Source organism: Sphingopyxis sp. J-6 (assembly GCF_046603995.1).
In the GTDB taxonomy this organism is placed as follows: Bacteria; Pseudomonadota; Alphaproteobacteria; order Sphingomonadales; family Sphingomonadaceae; genus Sphingopyxis.
This window is the reverse complement of sequence record NZ_CP145810.1, coordinates 2,857,565-2,877,928: the sequence shown is the minus strand read 5'-3', so window position 1 is coordinate 2,877,928 and position 20,364 is coordinate 2,857,565. Positions and strand designations below refer to the sequence as shown.

Below are 20,364 nucleotides of genomic sequence, written 5' to 3'. Positions count from 1 at the left end.
GTTGTGGATGCGGCGCGAGGATATCGGCTCAGGGCGTCGCGCGCCAGACGCTACGCCCTTCCTTGATCGTTTCGCGGACCTTGATGGCCTTGATGCCGTCGACCGGGGTGGTCAGCGGGTTCTTGTCGAGAATGACGAAGTCGGCGAGCAGGCCGGGCTTGATGCGGCCCTTGCGGTCTTCCTCGAACACTTGCCAGGCGGGGCCGGTGGTCAGCGCCTGCAGGGCTTCGTAGGCGTTCAGGCGCTCGGCGGGGCCGCTGACGACGCCGGTGGGCGAGACGCGTGCCATCGAGGTCCAGAGCATGAAGCGCGTGTCGAGCGGGGTGACGCTGTAATCGCTGTGGTTCGATGCGATCAGCCCCGCGGCGCGCGCCGAGCGAAGGGGGCTGATGAAGTCGACGACCTCGGCGGGGAAGTTGGTGCGGTGGACGTCGCCCCAATACCAGCTGTGGTTGGAGAAATAGGACGGCCCGACGCCGATCCGCCGGTAGGCCGGTAGCTGGTCGGGGCGCTGGAACTGCGAATGGATGACGATCGGGCGGCGGTTGTCGGTCGCCTCGATACCGAGCGCGTCGAAGCCGCGGATCGCCATGTCGATCGCGGCGTCGCCGTTGGCATGGACGAACAGCTGCCAGCCGCGTTCGTGCACCTTCCTTGCCTGTGCGATGAACGCCGCTTCGGAAAGGACGGGCTCGCCGTGCCAGGGATGGTGCCCCTCGGGGCTGCCGCGCTTGTAATCGCGGGTGAAATAGCCGGTGCGCGCCTGCACCGATCCGTCGAGGACGAACTTGATCCCCTGCAGTTTTACATGGCCCTGATATTCGCCGAACCGGATGTCGGGGTTCGCAAGCAGCGCGTCGAGGCCGGGCGAGAACGGGAGGAGGGCGAGATCGATCTTCAGCCGTTCGCGGGCCTGCGGGGAGGTGAGAAAGGCGATGTCGGGCGGCAGCGTCGCGCCGTCCTGCGCATGGGTATAACCCTCAGCGAAATAGGCATTTTGTGCCGCGTCGAGCGCGGCGAGCTTCTGGTCCGCGGTCGGTTGCGGCATCGCGGCGAGCATCAGGAAGGTCGCCTTTTCGAGGAGCACGCCGTTGAGGCGGCCCGCGGTGTCGCGCAGCAGCATGCCGCCGGGCGGCGGCTGGCTGGCATCGGTCAGCTTCGCGGCGGCCAGCGCGGCGCTGTTGGCGACAAGGCCGTGGAGCGAGACGTGCAGGACGACGATCGGCCGGTCGGCGGCGACCGCGTCGAGTTCGGCGCGGGTGATGTGGCGCTTTTCGGCGAGATTTTCCTGATCATATTGCCAGACGACGACCCAGCCGCCGGGCGGGATCGCCTTGGCGGCGATATGGTCGGCAATCGCCCGCTGCAGCCCGGGGATATCGGTGACGGCCGCATGCGCGCCGTCGCGCAGGTCGAGTCCGCCCGCGCTCATCGTCGCCACCGTGAAGTGCGAATGGGCGTCGATGAAGCCCGGCAGCATGGTGGCGCCGGCAAGGTCGCGGACGGTCGCGCCCTTGCCGGCAGCGCGGCGCGCCTCCTTTTCGCTACCGGCAAAGGCGATGCGGTCGCCGCGGGTGACAACGGCCTCGACGGTCTGCGGCGTGTCGCCGTCCATCGTGACGATCGCGCCGCCGCGATACAGGATCGTGTCCCGCGCGGCGGCGGGCGCAGCGGCGGTCAGCAACAGCGCGGCGAGTGCGGCGGTCAATTTCATATGTCTCTCCCCCGCCGCCATCGTGATGGGGCGGGAGGGACGGGTCAAGTGCTTCGTATGCTATCGAACTGCGGCGGTGCGCAATGCGTCAGACCTGCTGCGGCGGCACTTCGCTGGGGCCGCGGCCGGGCTGGTCGATATCGCCGCCGCCCGGGCTGCCGGGGATTTCCTGCGGCTGACCGGCGGGATCCTCGAGCGGCGTCGGCTGGACCGGCTGTTCGGGCGGGGCGATCGGATCGATGACGTCGGGCTTCGGCTTGGGAAGCGGATCGGCGGCATGGACGTAAAGGTTGGACTTGAAGCTCATGGTGGCTCTCCTTGCTTTACCAACGAACGGCCGGCCGCCATGTTCCGACAGCGGGATGCGCCTAGGTAAAGGGGGCTTTCCGCCCTTGCCCTTGGCCACGCGTCTGCTATAGCCCCGCGCGGCCCGCACGGGCGTGCGCGGCAGCGCGCGATTTCGTGCACCCGGCCGAGGCTTCTCAAGCGGGCGTGGCGGAATTGGTAGACGCGCTGGTTTTAGGTACCAGTATCGCAAGATGTGGGGGTTCGAGTCCCTTCGCCCGCACCACCTTCGCGAGCAGCAAGCCGGGACAGGGGAACTCCGCCATTTCGGCTGGGTTGTCGATACGAGATTTTGAGCAAGGATAAGATCAAGGCAATGAAGACCGTCGAAACGCTGAACGAAGGCCTGAAGCGCGAATATAGCCTGACCATCACCGCCAAGGACATCGACGCGCGCGTCGAGGACGAAGTGAAGGCGGTCGCACCGACCGTGCGCATGCCCGGCTTTCGCCCCGGCAAGGTGCCGCCGAACCTCATTCGCAAGATGCATGGCGAGGCGCTGTCGGCCGACGCGCTGAACAAGGCGATCGACCAGGGCGTCAAGGACCTGATGGCCAAGGAAAAGCTGCGCCCGGCGCTGCAGCCCGCCGTTACCCTCGCCGATGGATATGAGCGCGGCAAGGATGCCGAGCTGACCGTCGCGCTGGAAGTGCTGCCCGACATCGCGGCGCCGTCGATCGACGGGCTGAAGCTCGAGCGTCTGACCGTTCCCGCCGACGACAAGGCGGTGATGGCGAAGATCGAGGAATTCGCCGCCCAGATGAAGCGTTTCGAGGAAGCGCCGAAGACGAAGAAGGCCGCGACCGGCGATCAGGTGATCATCGATTTCGCCGGCTCGGTCGACGGCGTAGCCTTCGACGGCGGCACGGGCGAGGACATGGCGGTCGAGATCGGCTCGGGCCAGCTCATCCCCGGCTTCGAGGACCAGCTTGTCGGCGTCAAGGTCGGCGACGAGAAGGTGCTGAAGGTCACCTTCCCCGACGAATATCCGGTCGAGAACCTCAAGGGCCAGCCCGCCGAATTCGCCGTCAAGGTGAAGGAAGTGAAGGTTCCCGCGGCGTCGAAGATCGATGACGAGTTCGCCAAGTCGCTCGGCCTCGAAAGCCTCGACAAGCTGAAAGAGCTGATGAAGGATCAGGTCGAGCAGGAACTCAACGGCCTGACGCGCACCTATATGAAGCGCAAGCTGCTCGACCAGCTCGCCGCCGCCCACGATTTCGACGTGCCGCCGACGATGGTCGAGGCCGAGTTCAACCAGATCTGGCAGCAGCTCGAGCATGAAGTCAGCCACGAGGAAGATCCCGAGGCGGCGAAGGCCGAACTCGAAAAGGATCGCGACGATTATCGCGGGATCGCGGTGCGTCGCGTCCGCCTTGGCCTGCTCCTCTCGGAAATCGGGCAGGCGCATGGCGTGCAGGTTTCGGCGCAGGAAATGCAGCGGCTGATCATGCAGGCGGCGCAGCAGTATCGCCCCGAAGACCGCCAGCGCTTCGTCGAATATGTCCAGCAGGACGCACTCGCCGCCGCGCAGATCCGCGCCCCGCTCTATGAGGACAAGGTCGTCGACTTCCTGTTCGACAAGGCCGAGATCACAGACCGCGAAGTGACGCGCGAAGAGATCGAAGGGGCGATCGAGGCCGACGACGATGGCCATGTCCACGGCCCGGGCTGCGGTCACGACCATGATCACGACCACAAGCCGGCCAAGAAGGCGGCGGCGAAGAAGCCCGCCGCCAAGAAGGACGCGGTGAAGGAAGAAGCCGCCGAGGCTGCTGCTCCGGCCAAGAAGGCGCCGGCGAAGAAGGCCGAAGCGGCTCCCGCCAAGAGCGAGGAAAAGCCTGCGGCGAAGAAGGCCGCGGCGCCGAAAGCTGCTGCTGAAAAAGCAGAGCCTGCCGCCAAGAAGGCTCCGGCCAAGAAGGCCGCCGCGAAGAAATAAGCTTCGCGCCTGAAGAATCAAAAAGGCCGGGTGGAGCGATCCATCCGGCTTTTTTAGTGTCGGCTGTGGGGTGAGGAACTGTCGCTTGTTAAGTCGTCATCCCGGGCTTGACCCGGGACCCGCCTTTCTTGGCACGCTCGAAAGACAAGGCAGGCCCGGGGTCAAGCCCGGGGTGACGAAAAGGGGCATGACTGCTTTCGGCCGGTCGGAGACGCGCGGCCTCAGCCTTTGTCGGAGGTCAGAGCCTCCGCGTCCAGTATTGAAGCTGGTGCCGCTCTTCCGCCGCACCGCCGACGCTCTTCCAGTCGAACCATGCCGTCACGCCTTCCAGCGGGGCGTAGCCGCGGCCGCGCCAGAAGGCATCGAGGGGACGATAGCCGGCGGGGCGCTGGGGGTGGTCGGTAGCGCGGATGACGCTGCAAAAGGCGGCGTGCGCGGCGCCCTCGGCACGCGCCTGCGCTTCGCGGTGATCGAAAAAGGCGTGGCCGATGCCCTGACCGCGGTAATCCCCGAGCAGTACCGATTCGCCGAAATAGAAAGTGCGGGCGATGTCGAAACCAGCCGCCGCGAGCGGAGCCTGCCATGCGGCGTCCTGGGCGGCCAGCGGTGCGGCGGTGGCGGCCCCGACGATTTCGGCGCCATCGCGGGCGACCACCACGACGGCACCGTCGGCGGCGGCAAAGTCGGCGAGATAATCGGCCTCGTAGGCGGCGTTGCCGTCATAGAGATAGGGAAAGTCGCGAAACACCGTAATGCGCAGCCGGGCGAGCGCGGGGATGACCTCGGCCAGTCCCGCCCCCGTCACCGGCGCGACCGCGACGGTCATGCGCCGATCCTCATGCGCCGACCTGCCGCATCCAGTCGGTGAGGTTGTAATAGGTGGTGACGCGGTCGATCAGCCCGTCGGCATTGACCGACAGGAAAGCGCCGCCGGGCAGGCGGTAGGTCTGGCCGTTCGCCTCCGGAAGTCCCTGGTCGGTGGCGAGATAGGTGCCGTTGACGATGAACTCGGCGGCGGCGCGGTCGCCTTCGGCGAAGATCACCATGTCGGTGAGCTGTTCGCGATAGCATTTCGCCATATGCGCGTTGAATTCGCGGAACAGCGCCTTGCCGTGGCGCGGATCGCCTTGGTTGACGTCGTGGCGGACGTCGTCGGCAAGACATGCGAGCATGGCTTCGCTGTCGCCGGCGTTGAACGCCGCATAATAAGTGGTGACGATATCGCGGGTGGTGGTCATGAAAGCCTCATCAAACGGAATTGCGCGATTCCGATTGGCGCCTTGTCCGGTTCGCCGCAATATAGAAATAGCCGGGGTAAGCCCTAGATCACGTCCATATTATAGCAGTGCCAGCTGAAGATGGCGGCGGCGCCGCGGTGCGGGCGCCAGGCTTCGCCAAGCTCGCGTACCCGTTTCTCGCTCGGCCGCGCTTCGAGCTGGAGAATGCGGCCGACCGCCTCCTGTACCGCAAGGTCGCCCGCGGGCCAGATGTCGGGGCGTCCCTCGGCAAAGAGCAGGTAGATTTCGGCCGACCAACGGCCGATGCCCTTGACCTTGGTGAGCAGGGCGATCGCTTCCTCGTCGTCGGCGGGGAGGGCGTCGAATTTCAGTTCGCCGTCGAGAATCAATTGCGCGAGGCTTTTCGCATAGCCCTGTTTCTGTCCCGACAGGCCGCACGCACGCAGCGCATCGAAATCGGCGGCGGCCACCGCTTCGGCCGGGCAGCCCTCGCCGAAACCCGCTTCCAGCTTGTTCCAGATCGAATTGGCGGCGGCGACGCTGACCTGCTGGCCGACGATGGTACGTAAAAGCGTCGTGTAACCCGGGGCGCGGATACGCGGTTCGGGATAGCCCGCATGGCCGAACGCGCGCGCGAAATTTGAATCGAGCGCCGCGAGGGCGTCGATTCCGGCGTTGAGCTGCTGCTGGCTCAGGCCCATCGCATATTCTCCTTTTGTTCCTGATCGTTGCTCTAGCAGCGCTTGATTTGCCGCGCAACGCGCGACATAGCCCATCCGAATCGAACGATATGGGGATGCACATGGCCAAGCTGATTGTGGTGACGCGCGACGGGACCGAACATGAAATCGAAGGCGACACCAGCCTGACCGTGATGGAAAATATCCGCGACGCCGGCTTCGACGAACTGCTCGCGCTGTGCGGCGGCTGCTGTTCGTGCGCGACCTGCCACGTCCATGTCGAGGCGGGCGACAAGGCTGCGATGCCCGCGATGAGCGAGGACGAGAACGACCTGCTCGATTCGACGACCGACCGCGACGACAATTCGCGCCTGTCGTGCCAGATCCCGTTCAGCGACGCGCTGGACGGCCTGCGCGTACGGATCGCCGCCGAGGACTGATTTCGCCTGATATGGGGGCTTATTGCCCCGCCGTTGCGACCGCGTAGAGCGCGATCGCGGCGGCGTTCGAGATGTTGAGGCTTTCCATTCGCGGCGAGATCGGCAGCTTTGCCAGCACGTCGCAATGCTCCATGACATTGTGGCGCATGCCGTCGCCTTCGGAGCCAAGCACCAGCGCCACCTTGCTGCCGTCGAGCGTCGAGCCGAGCGTCGTTTCGGTGTCGCCCATCAGCCCGATGCGCCAATATTGCGCCTCGGCGATTTCCTCGAGCGCGCGCGACAGGTTGACCACACGCACCCACGGCACGGTTTCGAGCGCGCCCGACGCCGAGCGGGCGATGACGCCGCTTTCGGGCGGGCTGTGGCGGTCCTGCGTGATGATGGCGGCGGCATCGAAGGCGGCGGCCGAGCGCAGCACCGCGCCGATATTATGCGGGTCAGTGACCTGATCGAGGACGATCAGCGGGCGCCGGCTGTCGGCATCGACCTCTTCCTGCAGCAGATCGCCGAGATAGACGCTTTCGAGCGGATCGACCTCGATCACCAGTCCCTGATGCGGCGCATCGCGCGCGACGAGGCGTGCGAGGTCGGTGACGTCGGCGTAGCTGATCGGAATCACCGGCGGTAGGTCGAGCTGGCCCAGCGCTTCGCGGGTGCCCCAGATGCGCTTGACGGTACGTTCGGGATTGGCGAGCGCCGCCAACACGGCATGGCGGCCCCAGAAGCGGATCGGCTGGCCGCGCGTGCTCTGGCCCTGCGGGCGGCGGTGACGGGAAAATTGTCTCATGGCCGCGCCTTTCCCACGAGCGGCATTGACAGGCAAGCCTCGTTTCGCCATTGGACCGCTTCCCAAAGCGGGCCCCAAGGACAGGTGGCCGAGTGGTTAAAGGCAGCAGACTGTAAATCTGCCCGGTTTTCCGTACGCTGGTTCGAATCCAGCCCTGTCCACCATCCTCCCATCCGAGGGTGTCCGCCGAACCCCCTAGAAATCGCGGAAAACCTAGCGTATCATCCACGCATCGTCCGCATGCGTCCGGGGCAATTTGCCTGCAGCCGGAGCGTAGTGTGGGGGAAGTGTGGGGGAAGATTGTCTTTCCCCCACACTCGTGTTCCTCAGAATGTGGGGAGAAAGTGTGGGGGAAGATTCCCATGGGCAAACTCACGGCGGTTGCGGTCAAGGCCGCTCTTGCGAATCCGGGCACCTATCAGGATGGTGACGGCTTGTTTTTGAAGGTCGACAAGCGGGGAGGGGCGTCTTGGACCCTTCGCCTGCAGCGCGACGGCAAGCGTCAGGACATTGGGCTGGGCAGCGCGAAGTTGTTCACTTTGGCGCAGGTCCGCGAGAAGGCCGGCGAGCTTCGCAAGGCGGTCAAGGTCGACCGGCGCGACATATTGGCTGAGCGGAAGGACGAGGCGTCTGCCAAGGTGACGTTTCGCGAGGCGGCGAGGCAATATCACGCCGAGAACGAGGCGGGATGGAAGAGCGAGATCTACGCCCGCCAATGGCTTTCCAGCCTTGAGAATTACGCCTTCCCGAAACTGGGCGACGAGCAGACCGGTGCGATTGTCGCGGCTGACATCATAAACGTGCTCACGCCGATCTGGCAGGAGATACCCGACACCGCCCGTCAGGTGCGCAACCGGATCTGCACCGTGCTGGATTATGCGCATGCAAAGGGCTGGCGTTCACGCGAGGCTCCCTCAGGTAATAGCAGCCTGAAAGCGGGGCGTGGCTTGCCGCGGCAACTCAAGAAGACCGAGAATCGCAAGGCTATGCCATATGCGGCTTTGCCCGGTTTCATCACTGCACTGCAGCGCAAGCCATCCTACAGCAGGCTTGCGCTGGAACTACTCATCCTGACCGGTGCGCGCAGCCAGGAGGTGCGTCTGGCGACCTGGGACGAACTCGACATCGACGCGCGGCTATGGACTGTGCCCGCCGATCATATGAAGCGTGGCAAGTCGCATATCGTGCCGCTGTCCGATGCCGCGCTGGAAGTGATTGCAAAAGCGCATGCTTTCAGGCTCCCGGACACAGACGTGTTTTCCCCGGTGTAAGGGGGAAGACGATGTCCGATATGACGCTGCTCAAAGTCCTTCGTGACATGGCTGAGCCTTTTCATGTCCACGGCTTCCGGTCGACATTCACCGATTGGGCGGCGAACGAGGGTTTCCCTGATGCCGTCGTGGAAGCGGCGCTTGCGCACAAGACGCCGGATGCAGTGCAGGCGGCCTATCGCCGCACAACATATCTTGGCACTGCTGACAAACCCGGAGCTCGTATCGATCTCATGCGCGCATGGGGAAATTATTGCCTCGCTCGTGGGGCGGGCGACGAAAACGGCTAGTGTGGGAAAAGTGTCGAAGCGCAGCAGCTAATGGTGGAAGCCTAGCCCGTGCTCTTTGTATTCGAACCGCGCTCCTCATCGACGCTTGGATCGCAAGCGGCGAGTCAATTCGCTTCAATGCTCCAGAGAAACCTAAGTGTAGGAACTGCTCGGTGATCCCGACACGAGGCATCGCGTAGAACGTTTTGGCGCCATGCCACTGCCCGATAAGGGTTGGTCGTACCGGTCCTGAAACAGCTTTATTTGGCCCGCTCCGATCCGGCTGCGACGTAAGGCAGCGTGACCGACGGGCGATCTGGTTGTCGATCGCGAACAGTCTGGTACCCCCGAGGCTGAGCGAGATGCTCCCGCCGCCAACCGGGCGGCTGTAGCCAAGGTCGAAATCCAGACCTCGGATCGTCGAAGTTGAGAGGTTGCGGGTCCTGAGATCGATGATGGCGCGGACGTCGGCTGGGGTTACGCCGAGTCCATTCGAGAAGTTCGGCCCAGTGAAATAGCCGTTCACCGTCGCGAGGTCCGGATTGTCCTGAATGATGGACGCATAAAGATCGCGCCGGTTCAGGATATTCCGGCTATCGCTCGATGCCGACGCAATTCGGTCGCGGTAGCGGATATCGAAATAGGTCAGCAACAGCTTGGTGCCCGGGATCGATCGAGGCTCGAAGTCAATGCCGGCGGTCCAGCTCTCGGCGCGCTCGGGCTGCAGGTCGGGACGAAAGCCGAAGAGTGCAAGGACGACGGTTTGCCCGGTCGGCGACGAGGGATCGGCGACCCGGAGCGTCTGGTAGAGCGCGTTGGCGGTGCCTACCAGTTCGTCGAAGAAGGGCGCGCGGAACGATTTGCCATAGGAAGCGCGGAGCGCCAGCCCCGGGAGCGGCGTCCAACGTGCGCCGAACTTCGGATTCGCGGTGTCGCCGAAGTCCGAATAATCCTCATAGCGTCCGGCGGCCGACACGATGAGCGCGCCGGGGAAGCTGGCGCCGCTGTCGAAGATCGGGGCGACCAGCTCGCCGTAGAGGGCCTTGACGACGCGCTTGTCGGGCAGACCCGGGATGCCGATGACCAGCGGCGTGTCGGTGACGAGGTCGAGCACCTGCTCGAAGGTGAAGCGATCGCGGCGATACTCGGCGCCCGCCGCCATTTTGAGGTCGCCCGCGGGCAGCGCGAACAGGGCGCCGTCGGCACGGAGGGCTCCGGTCCAAACCTTGAACCGGGTTTCGGCGGTGATGGTACCACGCAGGCTGTCGATCAGCGCAGGGTCGTTGACCGCGCCATCGCCGAAGACATTGATCGCCTGCGAGGCGTTCGTCGAGGCGACCGCGCGCGAGAAGCGCAGGCTATGGACCAGATTGAAGCTGTCGTAACGCTCCTTCTGGCATCCGAACCCGCCGGTCAGTTCGATCGACCAGGTCCCGATGTCGGCGCGTGCGCCAACGAGGCTGTTGAAGGCCTTTGCCGTGCCGCGCAGGCTTTCCGGGCCGAAGTCCGCTGCCGGATCATAATAGACGGTGATCGGCTGACCCGTACCGATCGGGTCGACATAAAAGGGGTTCGCACTTGTAACGCGGACCGGCGTCGGGCCGCTGACGCGGCGTCGTGCCTCGAAACGCCGCTCCGAATACAGGGCGCGCGAGAATAATGTGACGTGCGAGCCGAGCGATTGCTCGACGCTTCCATAGAGGCTCCCTGTCTCCTGCTCGGGCAGAATGTCTGTGTGACGCCGCGCGTCGCCGCGTTTGAAATCCGCGCTCGGCGTCAGTTGGGCTGCCGTCAGCCCGCGACCATTCTGGCCCCGCGGAATGAGGAAACGCTGGCCGTTTGCGGCCACGATGGTCCCGGGGCTGTTATAGTTCGAGCGCAGATCGGGGCCACCGAAGGCTCGAAGATCCTCGGTAGCAAAAGGTCGCTTTGTTGCCGCGAGATTGCCGCGCTTGCTATATTCTCCTGCGACGACGAGGTGGCCCGTAGACCAGCCCGTACCGAAAATCTGGCTGATCTGGACCTCGCCATAATCGCCATCGGCGGTCCCGGCACGCAGCCGTGTCTCGGCGCCCTCGAAGCGGTTGCGAAAGCGGATGTTCACCACCCCCGCGACCGCATCCGAACCATAGATTGCGGACGCGCCGTCGGTGAGAATCTCGACCCGGTCGATGGCGACGGAGGGCACGAGCGATACATCGGCATAGGCGCCCGACCCGCCGCCCAGCGCGGGCCGCGCGCCATCGAACAGCGTGAGCGTGGCACCGGGCCCGAGGCCACGCAGGTTGAAGCCGCTCCCATAGGCGATATTCGACGAGGCTTTGCCGCGATTGCTGAACCCGACATTGGCCTCGGTCGGACCACCCGAGAAGTTCTGGGGGATCGTCTGGATGAAATCGGCGAGCGTTGCTCGCCCACTGCGATCGAGCGCGTCGCGATCGATGGTGGCGACGGCCGAGCCGACGGGACCCGTTCCACGGATACGGGTTCCGGTTACGACGATCGCCTCGTCACGGCCATCAATCGATTGCGCTGCCGCGGCACCGTCGTTTCCCTCGCGCAGTACCAGGGCGCCGTCGATGAGTTCTCCGATGAGACCGGTCCCGGAGAGGAGGCGTGATAGGGCAGCGTCGGCGTTCAGGCGGCCGGTCACGCGGGAGCTGCGCTTGCCGTGTGTGATCGTGCCGGAGGCGATGACCTCGCGGCCGGAGATTTCGGAGTATCGCTGGAGTGCGGTGGCAAGGTCCTGCGCGGGGAGGTTGTAGCTTTGCTGTCCCACCCGAGCCTGAGCTTGGGCCTGAGCGCTCGGCACTTGAATCGCGATGGCCGCAGTGCCCGATGCGAGCATCGCCGCAATAAACTTGGTCTTCATGATACCTCCCCAAGCGGCCACTGTTGGCCGTCTGGGGGTGCAAAACACCGGGAGAGGATTATCCCCCCTTCCCGATCGAACTATTTTTTCCGGAGGATGATTTCGTTGCCTTTGTCCTCGGCCGAAAGGCCTAGCGCCGCGGCAAGCTTGCGCGCGAGGCTGTCGCCGTCGGCGACGTCGAACCGGCCGGTGACGGGAAGCGAGGCAAGGGCGGGATCGTCAAGACGGATGGGCTTGCCGCCGGTCTTGTTCGCCGCGTCGAGAACCGCGCCGAGCGGCAGATTGTTAGCCGCCAGCATCGTCGCAGGCACCGGGTTTGCCATCTCGGGCAAAAGGCGCGGCCCGGTATCGGAAACTTCGGCTCGCTCGCCGGGAGCAAGGCGGAGCGAATGGCCGGTGCCGCTGAGGCGAACCTCGACCGAGCCTTTGACCAGCGTCACCTTCGGAATGGCTTCGCGAGCGTCGATCTCGAATACAGTTCCGAGCGCGACGGTCTCAGAGCGCCCGGCAACGACGATAAAAGGCCGGTTGGCGTCATGGGCGACCTCGAAGCGGGCGCGCCCGCCGTGCAGGCGGACGCGGCGCTCGCTTGTCGTGAACTGCGGTTCAGCCCATGCGCCGTCCATCAGCGTCACCGTCGACCCGTCGGCAAGGCGGAGTTGGCCGGGCAACATTGGCCCGGCGGCAATCTGTTCGACGTCGCCAGGCTTACCGAGGTGCCAGGCAAAGCCGATTGCGATGCTCACAGCCGCGACCGCGGCGACCGCCCAGCGAAGCTGACGCGGTGCGCTTTGCGACGGGCGTGCCCGGGCGCCAATGCGTTGACGCGACATGCTGGCACCCAGCACATAATGTTCCTCTGCCTCGGCATAGGCGTCCGCATGGCCGGGCTTCGCGTGCCACGCGGCGAATGCGGCCCGTTCGGCTTCGGTGAGTGAGCCGTGCATCTTGGCGGCCCAGTCGGCCGCCTCGCTGTCCGCGCGCCTCACAGCTGTGCGTCTCGCGCCTTGCGGATCGCTTTGAGGGCCTTGGCGATATGTTTTTCCACGCGTTTCAGACTCATGCCTTTGATTCGTGAAATCTCGGAATAGCTGAGATCATCGAGCCTGTGCATCAGGAATACATCCCGTGTGGTGGGATTCAGCGTAGCGATCGCATCCTCGGCGCGGCGCAGAAGGTCGCGTTGTTCGAGAACGGCGTGGGGATCGGGACCGGCGAGTTGCTGGTCCTCAAAACTGTCATGGGCCTGCACATGACTGCGCACGCCCGAGCGCGCCCGGTTCTTGAGAATGCTGCGGGCGGCGGATGCCAGATAGGCGGCGGGCGCTTCGAGAAATCCGGCGCCATACCCCTCCGCGGACATGAGCCGGCGGAACGTCTCCTGGACGAGATCGGGCACCTCCTGCGGCGGCACATTGCGTCGGAAGATTCCGGCGACCCGTGCATGGTGCGAAGCATAAAGATTCTCCATCCGCGCGTCATGGCCGTGACCGGCCCAGTCGTCGGGGGGAAGGGGAGTTCCCGACGGGAGGCCGCGGCCTGCCGAGGGGGCGTCGTCATAATCCATTCCATATCGCCTACCGGTCGAGCCGGAAAGCGAGTCTGCCGGAATGGTAAGAACATATTCGGAAATATGCGCCGCCGCCTTTAGCCCGAGGGCCTGGACATACGCGTCGGCCACCCGGCAGCGGATGGAAATTTCACAAGGCTTTCCGACGAGGCTTCTTACGACCCGGCACCGCGCGCCTTCTTGCCCGATGCAGGGCAAGCATAGCCCGACGGTGCGTCAGGGCAAGAGTCCCCGGAGCAATTGCATCCAAATCGAATCGGATTCTCCTTCGAACCAGCGCTCGTCAGCGGCGCCGATAGGGCTCGCAGGCTATCCCGTCTCCGTCGCCGTCCATCTCGGGACGATAGCCCGGCTGCCCGCGGTGGAGGGGGGCAGCGCCGGACACCCAAGCCTCCTTGCAGTTGCTATAATATGTGGTCGAAGGCCCCGCGCGCGGAGGGGGTGAGGGGATTGGTTCCCGATGCCGGTGTGCGTTGCGTGGGACCGTGCGAGGGTGCGCGGCGCGATAGTCGGCGGGCATCTGGAATGTCCCGGCCCAAAGCCCGAGGCGCGCGGCCTTGGCCCGGACCTCATGCGCGACATAACGGTCCGAGAACCCGGCGAGGGCTACCGCAAGCCCGGCGTCGACCATCGCGCCGGCAAGGTCGGTGGCCCCGGCGCGGCAGGCGGCGACGGTGCGTCCATGAGCATCGATGTCGTGCTGTTCGCAAATGATCTGCTGCCTACCGACGAGCGCGGCCAGCTTGGCCGCAGCAGCTTTGCCGCAGGGCCAATTTCCATCCGGCCTTTCGCAAGTCTGCGACAGTTCGGGTGCATCAATGCCGTGAAGCCGGACCGCGATCCCGCCGAAGTCGAGCGAATCTCCGTCGGCGGCGCGTGCCACTCCACTGATATCCTGCGAAAGAGCAGGGACTGCGAGCAGCAGCAGCGAGGCGGCGATGATATGTTTCATGTCACCGAGCATAACCGCGTCGGCTTACCAGGTCCTTGCAGGATCGGACCCGAGCCATTGCAAACTGTTGCCGAGATGCATCATCGCCGCCGCATAACGCTACGGCATGGTAGATTTTGCTCGCCTGTTTTGCGCGATCGTCTATCCGCCGGCTCGCGACCCGAATGGAGGGCTCCCTTCATTCACTGACTTGGCGGCCCCTCGGGGCCGCCTTTTTCATTTGTAGCTTCGCATGGCAGGCATGGGCCGAGGCAGGCAACATATGAAGGCGCGGCGCATTGTCTGGGTAACAGGCAAAGGAACTCCCCTCATGGCAACTACCGAACCCCTATTGTCCCGGCGTATCCTCATCATGGCCGCCGACGGCTTCGAACAATCCGAACTTGAGGTCCCGCTTGAGCGTCTTCAGGACGCTGGAGCCGAGATCGATATCGCGTCCCTCGAGATGGGCGATATTACCGGCTGGGACGAAGATGACTGGGGCGACGAGATCGAGGTCGACCTCAAGATATCCGATGTCCATATCGACAATTACGACGCGCTCATACTGCCGGGCGGTCAGATCAATCCAGATCTTCTGCGCGTCGATGACGACGCGGTGGCGTTGATTCGTGACTTTGCCGCGACCGGCAAACCGGTTGCAGCCATCTGCCACGCGCCATGGCTTCTGATCGAAGCGGGGCTGGCAAAGGGGCGGCGCTTGACCTGCTATAAGTCGATACGGACCGACGTCGCGAACGCGGGTGCCGAGGTGGTCGACGAGGCGGTCGTGATCGACGGCAACATCATTACCAGCCGCTGCCCCGACGATTTGCCTGCATTTTGCGACGCGATCGTAGAGGCGCTGCAGGACAAGAGCTAAAATTTCTGAGAAGTTGCGTTTGTGAGCGCCCCTCGATTGCGTGGAATAATCGCGCTTTGAGATATTTGGAGGGGCTAAGCTATACACTACGGCTGCAGGCCACCGATCGAAAATGAGCGGAGGCGAGGCGACCGAAAAATCGACGCAACCCAAGTTAACTCGCCGCAACTGCGGCGAGAGGGGGCGGTTTCAGCAGCATGCTACCGCCAACCGACGACAGCTCCCATCCTCTGGCTCAACGCTTCCGGGACTTCATCCGCGCCACGGATTTTCCCTGTGTCGGAGCGAAGTCCGCGCTTGCGCGACGCCAGATCCGCTTCGTCGTCGGCCGCGACATGCGCTCGGCTTGGGACGATTTGCGCATCTACCCCAATCTCCTCGATCTCGCCTGGAGTTATGCGCGCTCGCCGAGCCTATTCCATTCGCTCGTGGTGATCTTCGAGGAGGATGGTGGGCTCGACGAGCAAGCGTTCGAGACATGCCTGTGGGAGCGTATCGACTCGCTGAGCCGGAAGGACGACTGGGCGGGCCAGCCGCCAGATCCACGCGTCAGTCACAGCCCTGATGACCCGCACTTCTCGTTGAGCTTCGGCGGCGAGGCCTTTTTCGTCGTCGGGCTCCACCCCCGAGCCAGCCGTCCCGCTCGCCGCTTCGAACGCCCCGCGCTGGTGTTCAACCTGCACGACCAGTTCGAGAAGCTCCGCGAGACCGACGTCTATGAGAGGATGCGCAGCAAGATCATCGCACGCGACGTCGCCCTCGCCGGCAACGCGAACCCCATGCTTGCCCGTCACGGCGATGTGTCGGAGGCACGACAATATTCGGGGCGGGCTGTCGGACCCGATTGGCGGTGTCCCTTCTCCGGACGTAACGCGGCGCCCTGAGCGCCTCTGCGCAGCCTATTTTGCCGGGCGGCGCGGCGCCAGGTCGAAACTCTCCCCATCGCGAAGCGCGTGAAGCGTCGCGCCGTGAAGCGACACGATGCCGCCGGTCGACGCGCCCGCCGCGGCGGAATGGCTCGCCTGCGACGCGTCGACGATCGTGACGCCGCCGCTTCCGATCACCTGCGCGGTGCCGGCCTCGATCCGGAGCGCGGTGTCCTCGTCGATCCCGATTCCGAGACAGTCGGGACGACGGCTGACCGCGCCGAGAAGCCGCCCGATGCGCCCGCGCTCCGCGAAATGCTGGTCGATGATGCAGTCGCGGATGAGGCCAAGCCCCGGCGCCAGTTCGATATCGTCGATGCGCGGCGTCTCTTCACCGCTTCCGCCGATGAGCATCGTTTCGCCCTGCGCCGAGGCTCCCGCCGACGTTCCCGCGATAAGTCCCCCGCGATCGTGGAGCGCGTGAATGGCCGCCTCGATGGGCGTGTCTCCGGTGAGGCTCACGAGGCGCGACTGGTCGCCGCCGGTGAAGAAGATACCGTCGGCCTGGTCGATCATCCGTACGCGCGCCGGATCCCGGGCTTGATCCCGATCGTCGAGGTAAAGCTCGACGAGCCGGCCGATCCCAAGCGGCGCAAAGCCCTCGCAATAGGCCTCGAAATATCCATCGCGCTTCGCGCTGGCGATAGTGGCAATGACGAGCGTGCCTTGGCCCAACTCAGCAGCGATTGCACCGAGTATCTTGCGGCTGCCATCCTTGTCTTCATGGCCGCCGATCACGAAAAGGGGGCCGCGATTAATGGGCATGGTGATCCTTCCAGACGATGTCGGAAACCGCGGACATTCCCTCGCGGGCATAGGCGGCGGCGAAATGCGGACTATTGTGCGCGATGCCGATCGCGCCGTCGCGGTCGAGAAGGATGACGCCCGCCTCGGCTCGGAGGCGCGCCATCGGCTCGAAAATAGTTGTAACCGCCGCGCTGGCGCCCGTTGTCTCGAGCGCGCGCATCACGCGCGCGGCAAGCAGCGTCCGTGCGATCGCCTCGCCGTCTCCCGAAAGCGACACCGCGCCGATGCCGTCCTCGGCATAGAAGCCGCAGCCGGGAAGCGGTGCGTCGCCGACGCGCCCGGCGAGCGTGCCCGCCAGTCCGCCGGTCGATGTCGCCGCGGCAACATGTCCCGCCCGGTCGCGCGCAACGCAGCCGACCGTATCATGGTCGCTCTCGCCCGCTGTCGCCGGGGGCATGGCTTCCATGGATTCCGCGATACCGCTCGATCGTGCGAACGCCTCGGCGCCGGCACCGACGAGGAGCACGGGCGGCTCGCGAAGCATGGCATGCGCCGCTTCGACGGGATTGTAGAGGAGCCGCACGCAAGCGACCGCCCCGACGTCGAGCGTGGCGCCATCCATGATACCCGCGTCCATCTCGACCTCGCCGTCTGCATTCGCCACCGATCCCCGGCCGGCGTTGAACAGCGGATCGTCCTCGAGCAGGCAGACCGCGGTCTTGACCGCCTCGAGCGCGCCGCCGCCGCGCTCCAATATCATCCGGCCGGCTTCCAAGGCTGCCGCGCACCCCTCGCGGCGCGGCGCCTGCAGTGCCGGCGGGATCCGGCACGCTCCGCCGTGGACCGCGATCGCCCAACGTCCGTCAGCCATGCGCCGCCTCCAGCAACCGGGCGTCCTCAGGACCGGCGCCCGCCGCCCAGGCTTCGACGATCCTCCATATCCCGTCGACGTCGGTCGGCGTGAGCACCACGATATCGCCGGGGCGCGCGGCCGCAAGGCAAGCCGAGGCAGCGTCATACTCACCATCGTGCATACCGATCGCGGCCGCATCGAGCCCCGCTGCGAGGGCGCCCTTGCGCATCAAGGCATTGGCTTCGCCGGGTGGGCGTCCCCTGAGGTCAACATTCTCGCGCAGCATCAGGACATCGAACATCGCGCCCGAGAGAGCGCCGATATCGACGAGATCGCAATCGCGCCGGTCCCCCGGGATGCCGATCATTCCGATCACACGGACATTGCTGTCGCCGCGCATCGAGCCGAGCAACTCGGCGAGCGCGATGAGCGCGGCGCGGTTATGGGCATAATCGACGACGATCCGCACCCCGTGCGCCTCGGCAAGGCTGAGACGCCCCGGCGAATCCTCGAAGCTTGGACGAAAGGATGCGAGGGCTGAGGCGATCATACCCGGAGCAATCCCATAGGCGGCGGCCATCGCGGCGGCCGCGGCGGCATTCTCGACATTGAACCGGGCCGTCCCGTTCAGCGTCACGGGAATAGTCGCGATGGGAATGATCGGCATGGATTCGCTGTCCCGGTGCAGCATGAGCGTTCCGCGCTCGCAGCTTACCGCCAGTCCGCCACTCTCGAGATGCGCTTGGATCGGTGCCAACGCGTCCGCTACCGCTCCGCCGGTGAACCAGACGATCCGTCCGCGGGCGCGGCGTGCCATCCGCACGGTGAGCGGGTCGGCAGCGTTGAGAACGCAGGCGCCGCTCTTCTTGACGTTGCGGGCAACGATCGCTTTGACGCGCGCCAGGTCGGCGAGCGTCTCGATGCCCTTGAGGCCGAGATGGTCGGGCGTGACATTAAGGACTGCCCCCACGTCGCACGCGTCGAAGGCGAGCCCCTCACGCAACATCCCGCCGCGCGCGGTCTCGAGAACCGCCGCTTCGACGCGGGGGTGGCGCAGCAGCATGCGCGCGCTCTTGGGACCGCTCGCGTCGCCCCCGGCGCTGCGGGTCTCGCCGACATAGACGCCCGAGGTACAGGTGAAGCCGGTGGTGAGGCCATGGTGTTCGAGGATTCGCGCGAGCATGCGCACCGTCGTCGTCTTGCCGTTCGTTCCGGTCACCGCGAAGATGGGGATGCGGCTCTTTTGGCCTTTTGGAAAGAGCGAGGCGATGATCGGCCGCGCAACGTCGCGCGGCGTCCCTTCCGATGGAGCAAGATGCATGCGAAGCCCGGGCGCGGCATTGACTTCGACGATGCCGCCCCCCGACGCACGGACGCTTTGCGCGATATCGGGGACGATCATGTCGATGCCGGCGACGTCGAGTCCGAGCGCGGCGGCGGCGTCGATTGCGATCGCCGCATTTTGGGGATGAATGACATCGGTCCGGTCGATCCCGCTCCCGCCGGTCGACAGGTTGGCGGCGCCGCGGAGCGTCACGATCTCGCCTGCCTTGGGCACGCTTGCGAGAGTGAAGTTCGCCTCGGCAAGAAAGGCCTCGAGCGCGGCGTCGATGCGGATCCGGGTGAGAACGGCCTCATGCCCGACACCGCGGCGTGGATCGTTGTTAACCGCCTCGATCAGATCCGCGATGCTGTTCCTGCCATCGCCGGCCACATGCGCGGCGACGCGCTCGGCGACCGCGACCACGGCTGTGCCGACGACGAGAATGCGGTGATCGGCTCCGACGAGCTGCTGCTCGACGATGACGCGCGGTGCGATGGCTTGCGCTCGCTCGAAGGCGTCGCGAAGAGCTCCATCGTCGGCGACGCTCGTGGTGACACCGCGGCCCTGATTGCCGTCGAGCGGTTTTACAACGACCGGCCAGCCGAGCTTCGCGGCAGCGCGTTCCGCCTCCGACACCGTCCGCACGAGTTCGCCGCGCGGTACGGGGATACCGATGCTCGTGAGCATCTCTTTCGCCGCCTGCTTGTTCGCGGCGAGTTCGGCGCCGATCAGCGATGTCGCGCCGGTCACGCTCGCCCGAATGCGGCGCTGGCGGTGGCCGGTGCCGAGCTGGATGAGGCTTGCCTTGTCGAGCCGCAGGACGGGGATATGCCGGCGCCGCGCTTCCGCCACGAGCGCCGCGGTGCTGGGGCCGAGCCCGTTCTTGCGGACGATCGCTCGAAGCGCGCCCACTCTCCTGTCTGTATCGGTCGCTCTGCCGTCGAGCTCCGGGGCGATACGATCGAGCCCTTCGGCACCCTGCATCGCAGTCGGAAGCAGCGCGTTCACGAGTTCTATGGCTGCCCGCCCGGCGGCTAGGCCGCTCGGCGCATCGGCGTAGCAGTAGAGAATATCATATTGGCCGGGCTTGCCGCGCACCCTGCGCGTCTTGCCCCTCGTGACCGCGACCCCGGCGCTGGTCTGCAGCTCGATCGCCACATGTTCGATGATATGGCCGAGGCGGGTTCCGTCGGCGAGCCGGCGGAGAAAGCCGCCAGGCGCGCCATAGCTGCAGCCATGGTCCGCGAGGCCGGGAAGTAGCGATTGCAGGGCATTGTCGAAACCCGGGAGGCGGTCGCTCGGATAATCGTCGAGGATCCCGAGATCGACGCGGATCCGGATCATCGGACGCCGGCTGTAGAGGTTGGGGCCGTTATAGACCGAGCGTTCGAGCACGCGCAGCTGGGCGGAACTCAATGCGCCGGCCTTGCAGGGGGCAGCGACCGGTTGCCGCAGTCGAGGGGCGCGGTTCGAGCCGGGGCGCGCGAAAAGATGGGGCCGGGAGGGGAGAGGGGGAAGCGCGGCATGCTTGTCCTTGGGTTGGGTCCTGCAGCTGCCAACGCGAGCGGCTGGGCCCGG

General features: G+C 65.4%; 19 protein-coding genes and 2 tRNA genes. 8 read left to right on the top strand and 13 right to left on the bottom strand.

Annotated features, from left to right (window positions below):
• Positions 1-28: 28 nt before the first annotated feature.
• The gene (locus V6U71_RS13975) at positions 29-1,714 is read right to left on the bottom strand and encodes an amidohydrolase (RefSeq protein WP_411339019.1); all 1,686 of its coding nucleotides are present in this window, start codon (positions 1,712-1,714) and stop codon (positions 29-31) included.
• An 88-nt stretch (positions 1,715-1,802) separates the two neighbouring features.
• Complete coding sequence (locus tag V6U71_RS13970) at positions 1,803-2,021, bottom strand: hypothetical protein (RefSeq protein ID WP_411339018.1); 219 nt, start codon at positions 2,019-2,021, stop codon at positions 1,803-1,805.
• A 179-nt stretch (positions 2,022-2,200) separates the two neighbouring features.
• On the opposite strand from V6U71_RS13970, the gene V6U71_RS13965 reads away from it, so the two are divergent.
• Positions 2,201-2,285, top strand: a tRNA-Leu gene (locus V6U71_RS13965).
• A gap of 90 nt (positions 2,286-2,375) precedes the next feature.
• Positions 2,376-3,995, top strand: coding sequence for a trigger factor (tig, locus tag V6U71_RS13960; protein ID WP_411339017.1), 1,620 nt, complete (start codon positions 2,376-2,378; stop codon positions 3,993-3,995).
• A gap of 238 nt (positions 3,996-4,233) precedes the next feature.
• On the opposite strand, the gene V6U71_RS13955 is transcribed toward tig, so the two are convergent.
• From V6U71_RS13955 to V6U71_RS13945, 3 genes are all read right to left on the bottom strand, one after another.
• Complete coding sequence (locus tag V6U71_RS13955; RefSeq protein ID WP_411339016.1) at positions 4,234-4,821, bottom strand: GNAT family N-acetyltransferase; 588 nt, start codon at positions 4,819-4,821, stop codon at positions 4,234-4,236.
• 10 nt (positions 4,822-4,831) lie between these two features.
• Positions 4,832-5,233, bottom strand: coding sequence for a ketosteroid isomerase-related protein (locus V6U71_RS13950; RefSeq protein ID WP_411339015.1), 402 nt, complete (start codon positions 5,231-5,233; stop codon positions 4,832-4,834).
• A gap of 83 nt (positions 5,234-5,316) precedes the next feature.
• Entirely contained in the window at positions 5,317-5,934 is a 618-nt protein-coding gene (locus V6U71_RS13945; protein WP_411339014.1) for a DNA-3-methyladenine glycosylase family protein, read from the bottom strand.
• A 101-nt stretch (positions 5,935-6,035) separates the two neighbouring features.
• Between V6U71_RS13945 and V6U71_RS13940 the strand changes: the two genes are divergently transcribed.
• A complete protein-coding gene (locus V6U71_RS13940) occupies positions 6,036-6,353 on the top strand; it encodes a 2Fe-2S iron-sulfur cluster-binding protein (protein ID WP_327469501.1) in 318 nt (105 codons plus the stop codon).
• Between the two features lie 19 nt (positions 6,354-6,372).
• Here the strand turns inward: V6U71_RS13940 and rlmB are convergent, their stop codons facing one another.
• Entirely contained in the window at positions 6,373-7,140 is a 768-nt protein-coding gene (gene rlmB / locus V6U71_RS13935; protein WP_411339013.1) for a 23S rRNA (guanosine(2251)-2'-O)-methyltransferase RlmB, read from the bottom strand.
• Positions 7,141-7,218: 78 nt separating this feature from the next.
• On the opposite strand from rlmB, the gene V6U71_RS13930 reads away from it, so the two are divergent.
• The 3 genes from V6U71_RS13930 (at position 7,219) to V6U71_RS13920 (ending at position 8,701) form a co-directional block, all read left to right on the top strand.
• A tRNA-Tyr gene (locus V6U71_RS13930) sits at positions 7,219-7,304 on the top strand.
• Between the two features lie 198 nt (positions 7,305-7,502).
• Complete coding sequence (locus V6U71_RS13925; RefSeq protein ID WP_411339012.1) at positions 7,503-8,411, top strand: tyrosine-type recombinase/integrase; 909 nt, start codon at positions 7,503-7,505, stop codon at positions 8,409-8,411.
• Between the two features lie 11 nt (positions 8,412-8,422).
• Positions 8,423-8,701, top strand: a complete 279-nt coding sequence (locus tag V6U71_RS13920) for a hypothetical protein (RefSeq protein ID WP_411339011.1) — start codon at positions 8,423-8,425, stop codon at positions 8,699-8,701.
• Here V6U71_RS13920 and V6U71_RS13915 read toward each other — a convergent pair.
• The 4 genes from V6U71_RS13915 to V6U71_RS13900 form a co-directional block, all read right to left on the bottom strand.
• Positions 8,643-11,552: a TonB-dependent receptor domain-containing protein gene (locus tag V6U71_RS13915; protein WP_411339010.1), complete on the bottom strand. Its 2,910-nt coding sequence runs from the start codon at positions 11,550-11,552 to the stop codon at positions 8,643-8,645. The genes V6U71_RS13920 and V6U71_RS13915 overlap by 59 nt on opposite strands.
• A gap of 80 nt (positions 11,553-11,632) precedes the next feature.
• Positions 11,633-12,541, bottom strand: a complete 909-nt coding sequence (locus V6U71_RS13910) for a FecR family protein (RefSeq protein WP_411339009.1) — start codon at positions 12,539-12,541, stop codon at positions 11,633-11,635.
• The gene (locus tag V6U71_RS13905) at positions 12,538-13,119 is read right to left on the bottom strand and encodes an RNA polymerase sigma factor (protein ID WP_411339008.1); all 582 of its coding nucleotides are present in this window, start codon (positions 13,117-13,119) and stop codon (positions 12,538-12,540) included. The genes V6U71_RS13910 and V6U71_RS13905 overlap by 4 nt, the downstream gene beginning before the upstream one ends.
• A gap of 286 nt (positions 13,120-13,405) precedes the next feature.
• Entirely contained in the window at positions 13,406-14,074 is a 669-nt protein-coding gene (locus V6U71_RS13900; RefSeq protein ID WP_411339006.1) for a thermonuclease family protein, read from the bottom strand.
• A 262-nt stretch (positions 14,075-14,336) separates the two neighbouring features.
• On the opposite strand from V6U71_RS13900, the gene V6U71_RS13895 reads away from it, so the two are divergent.
• Both V6U71_RS13895 and gntA read left to right on the top strand, forming a co-directional pair.
• A complete protein-coding gene (locus V6U71_RS13895) occupies positions 14,337-14,936 on the top strand; it encodes a type 1 glutamine amidotransferase domain-containing protein (protein ID WP_411339005.1) in 600 nt (199 codons plus the stop codon).
• A gap of 197 nt (positions 14,937-15,133) precedes the next feature.
• On the top strand, positions 15,134-15,820 hold the full coding sequence (gene gntA, locus V6U71_RS13890; protein WP_411339004.1) for a guanitoxin biosynthesis heme-dependent pre-guanitoxin N-hydroxylase GntA: 687 nt from the start codon (positions 15,134-15,136) through the stop codon (positions 15,818-15,820).
• A gap of 15 nt (positions 15,821-15,835) precedes the next feature.
• On the opposite strand, the gene V6U71_RS13885 is transcribed toward gntA, so the two are convergent.
• Genes V6U71_RS13885 through cphA form a run of 3 tightly spaced genes read right to left on the bottom strand, consistent with a single transcriptional unit; the run spans position 15,836 to position 20,202 of the window.
• A complete protein-coding gene (locus tag V6U71_RS13885) occupies positions 15,836-16,627 on the bottom strand; it encodes a cyanophycinase (protein WP_411339003.1) in 792 nt (263 codons plus the stop codon).
• Positions 16,617-17,480 carry an isoaspartyl peptidase/L-asparaginase family protein gene (locus V6U71_RS13880; protein WP_411339002.1) on the bottom strand — a complete coding sequence of 288 codons (864 nt, stop codon included), beginning with the start codon at positions 17,478-17,480 and terminating at the stop codon, positions 16,617-16,619. Before V6U71_RS13880 ends, V6U71_RS13885 begins: the two co-directional genes overlap by 11 nt.
• Complete coding sequence (gene cphA, locus V6U71_RS13875) at positions 17,473-20,202, bottom strand: cyanophycin synthetase (protein ID WP_411339001.1); 2,730 nt, start codon at positions 20,200-20,202, stop codon at positions 17,473-17,475. The genes V6U71_RS13880 and cphA overlap by 8 nt, the downstream gene beginning before the upstream one ends.
• Positions 20,203-20,364 lie beyond the last annotated feature (162 nt).

Excerpts from the sequence above, each read along its gene's own strand:
- V6U71_RS13975 (WP_411339019.1), bottom strand. The coding sequence starts at position 1,714 with ATGAAATTGACCGCCGCACTCGCCGCGCTGTTGCTGACCGCCGCTGCG.
- V6U71_RS13970 (WP_411339018.1), bottom strand. The coding sequence starts at position 2,021 with ATGAGCTTCAAGTCCAACCTTTACGTCCATGCCGCCGATCCGCTTCCC.
- tig (WP_411339017.1), top strand. The coding sequence starts at position 2,376 with ATGAAGACCGTCGAAACGCTGAACGAAGGCCTGAAGCGCGAATATAGC.
- V6U71_RS13955 (WP_411339016.1), bottom strand. The coding sequence starts at position 4,821 with ATGACCGTCGCGGTCGCGCCGGTGACGGGGGCGGGACTGGCCGAGGTC.
- V6U71_RS13950 (WP_411339015.1), bottom strand. The coding sequence starts at position 5,233 with ATGACCACCACCCGCGATATCGTCACCACTTATTATGCGGCGTTCAAC.
- V6U71_RS13945 (WP_411339014.1), bottom strand. The coding sequence starts at position 5,934 with ATGGGCCTGAGCCAGCAGCAGCTCAACGCCGGAATCGACGCCCTCGCG.
- V6U71_RS13940 (WP_327469501.1), top strand. The coding sequence starts at position 6,036 with ATGGCCAAGCTGATTGTGGTGACGCGCGACGGGACCGAACATGAAATC.
- rlmB (WP_411339013.1), bottom strand. The coding sequence starts at position 7,140 with ATGAGACAATTTTCCCGTCACCGCCGCCCGCAGGGCCAGAGCACGCGC.
- V6U71_RS13925 (WP_411339012.1), top strand. The coding sequence starts at position 7,503 with ATGGGCAAACTCACGGCGGTTGCGGTCAAGGCCGCTCTTGCGAATCCG.
- V6U71_RS13920 (WP_411339011.1), top strand. The coding sequence starts at position 8,423 with ATGTCCGATATGACGCTGCTCAAAGTCCTTCGTGACATGGCTGAGCCT.
- V6U71_RS13915 (WP_411339010.1), bottom strand. The coding sequence starts at position 11,552 with ATGAAGACCAAGTTTATTGCGGCGATGCTCGCATCGGGCACTGCGGCC.
- V6U71_RS13905 (WP_411339008.1), bottom strand. The coding sequence starts at position 13,119 with ATGGATTATGACGACGCCCCCTCGGCAGGCCGCGGCCTCCCGTCGGGA.
- V6U71_RS13900 (WP_411339006.1), bottom strand. The coding sequence starts at position 14,074 with ATGAAACATATCATCGCCGCCTCGCTGCTGCTGCTCGCAGTCCCTGCT.
- V6U71_RS13895 (WP_411339005.1), top strand. The coding sequence starts at position 14,337 with ATGAAGGCGCGGCGCATTGTCTGGGTAACAGGCAAAGGAACTCCCCTC.
- gntA (WP_411339004.1), top strand. The coding sequence starts at position 15,134 with ATGCTACCGCCAACCGACGACAGCTCCCATCCTCTGGCTCAACGCTTC.
- V6U71_RS13885 (WP_411339003.1), bottom strand. The coding sequence starts at position 16,627 with ATGCCCATTAATCGCGGCCCCCTTTTCGTGATCGGCGGCCATGAAGAC.
- V6U71_RS13880 (WP_411339002.1), bottom strand. The coding sequence starts at position 17,480 with ATGGCTGACGGACGTTGGGCGATCGCGGTCCACGGCGGAGCGTGCCGG.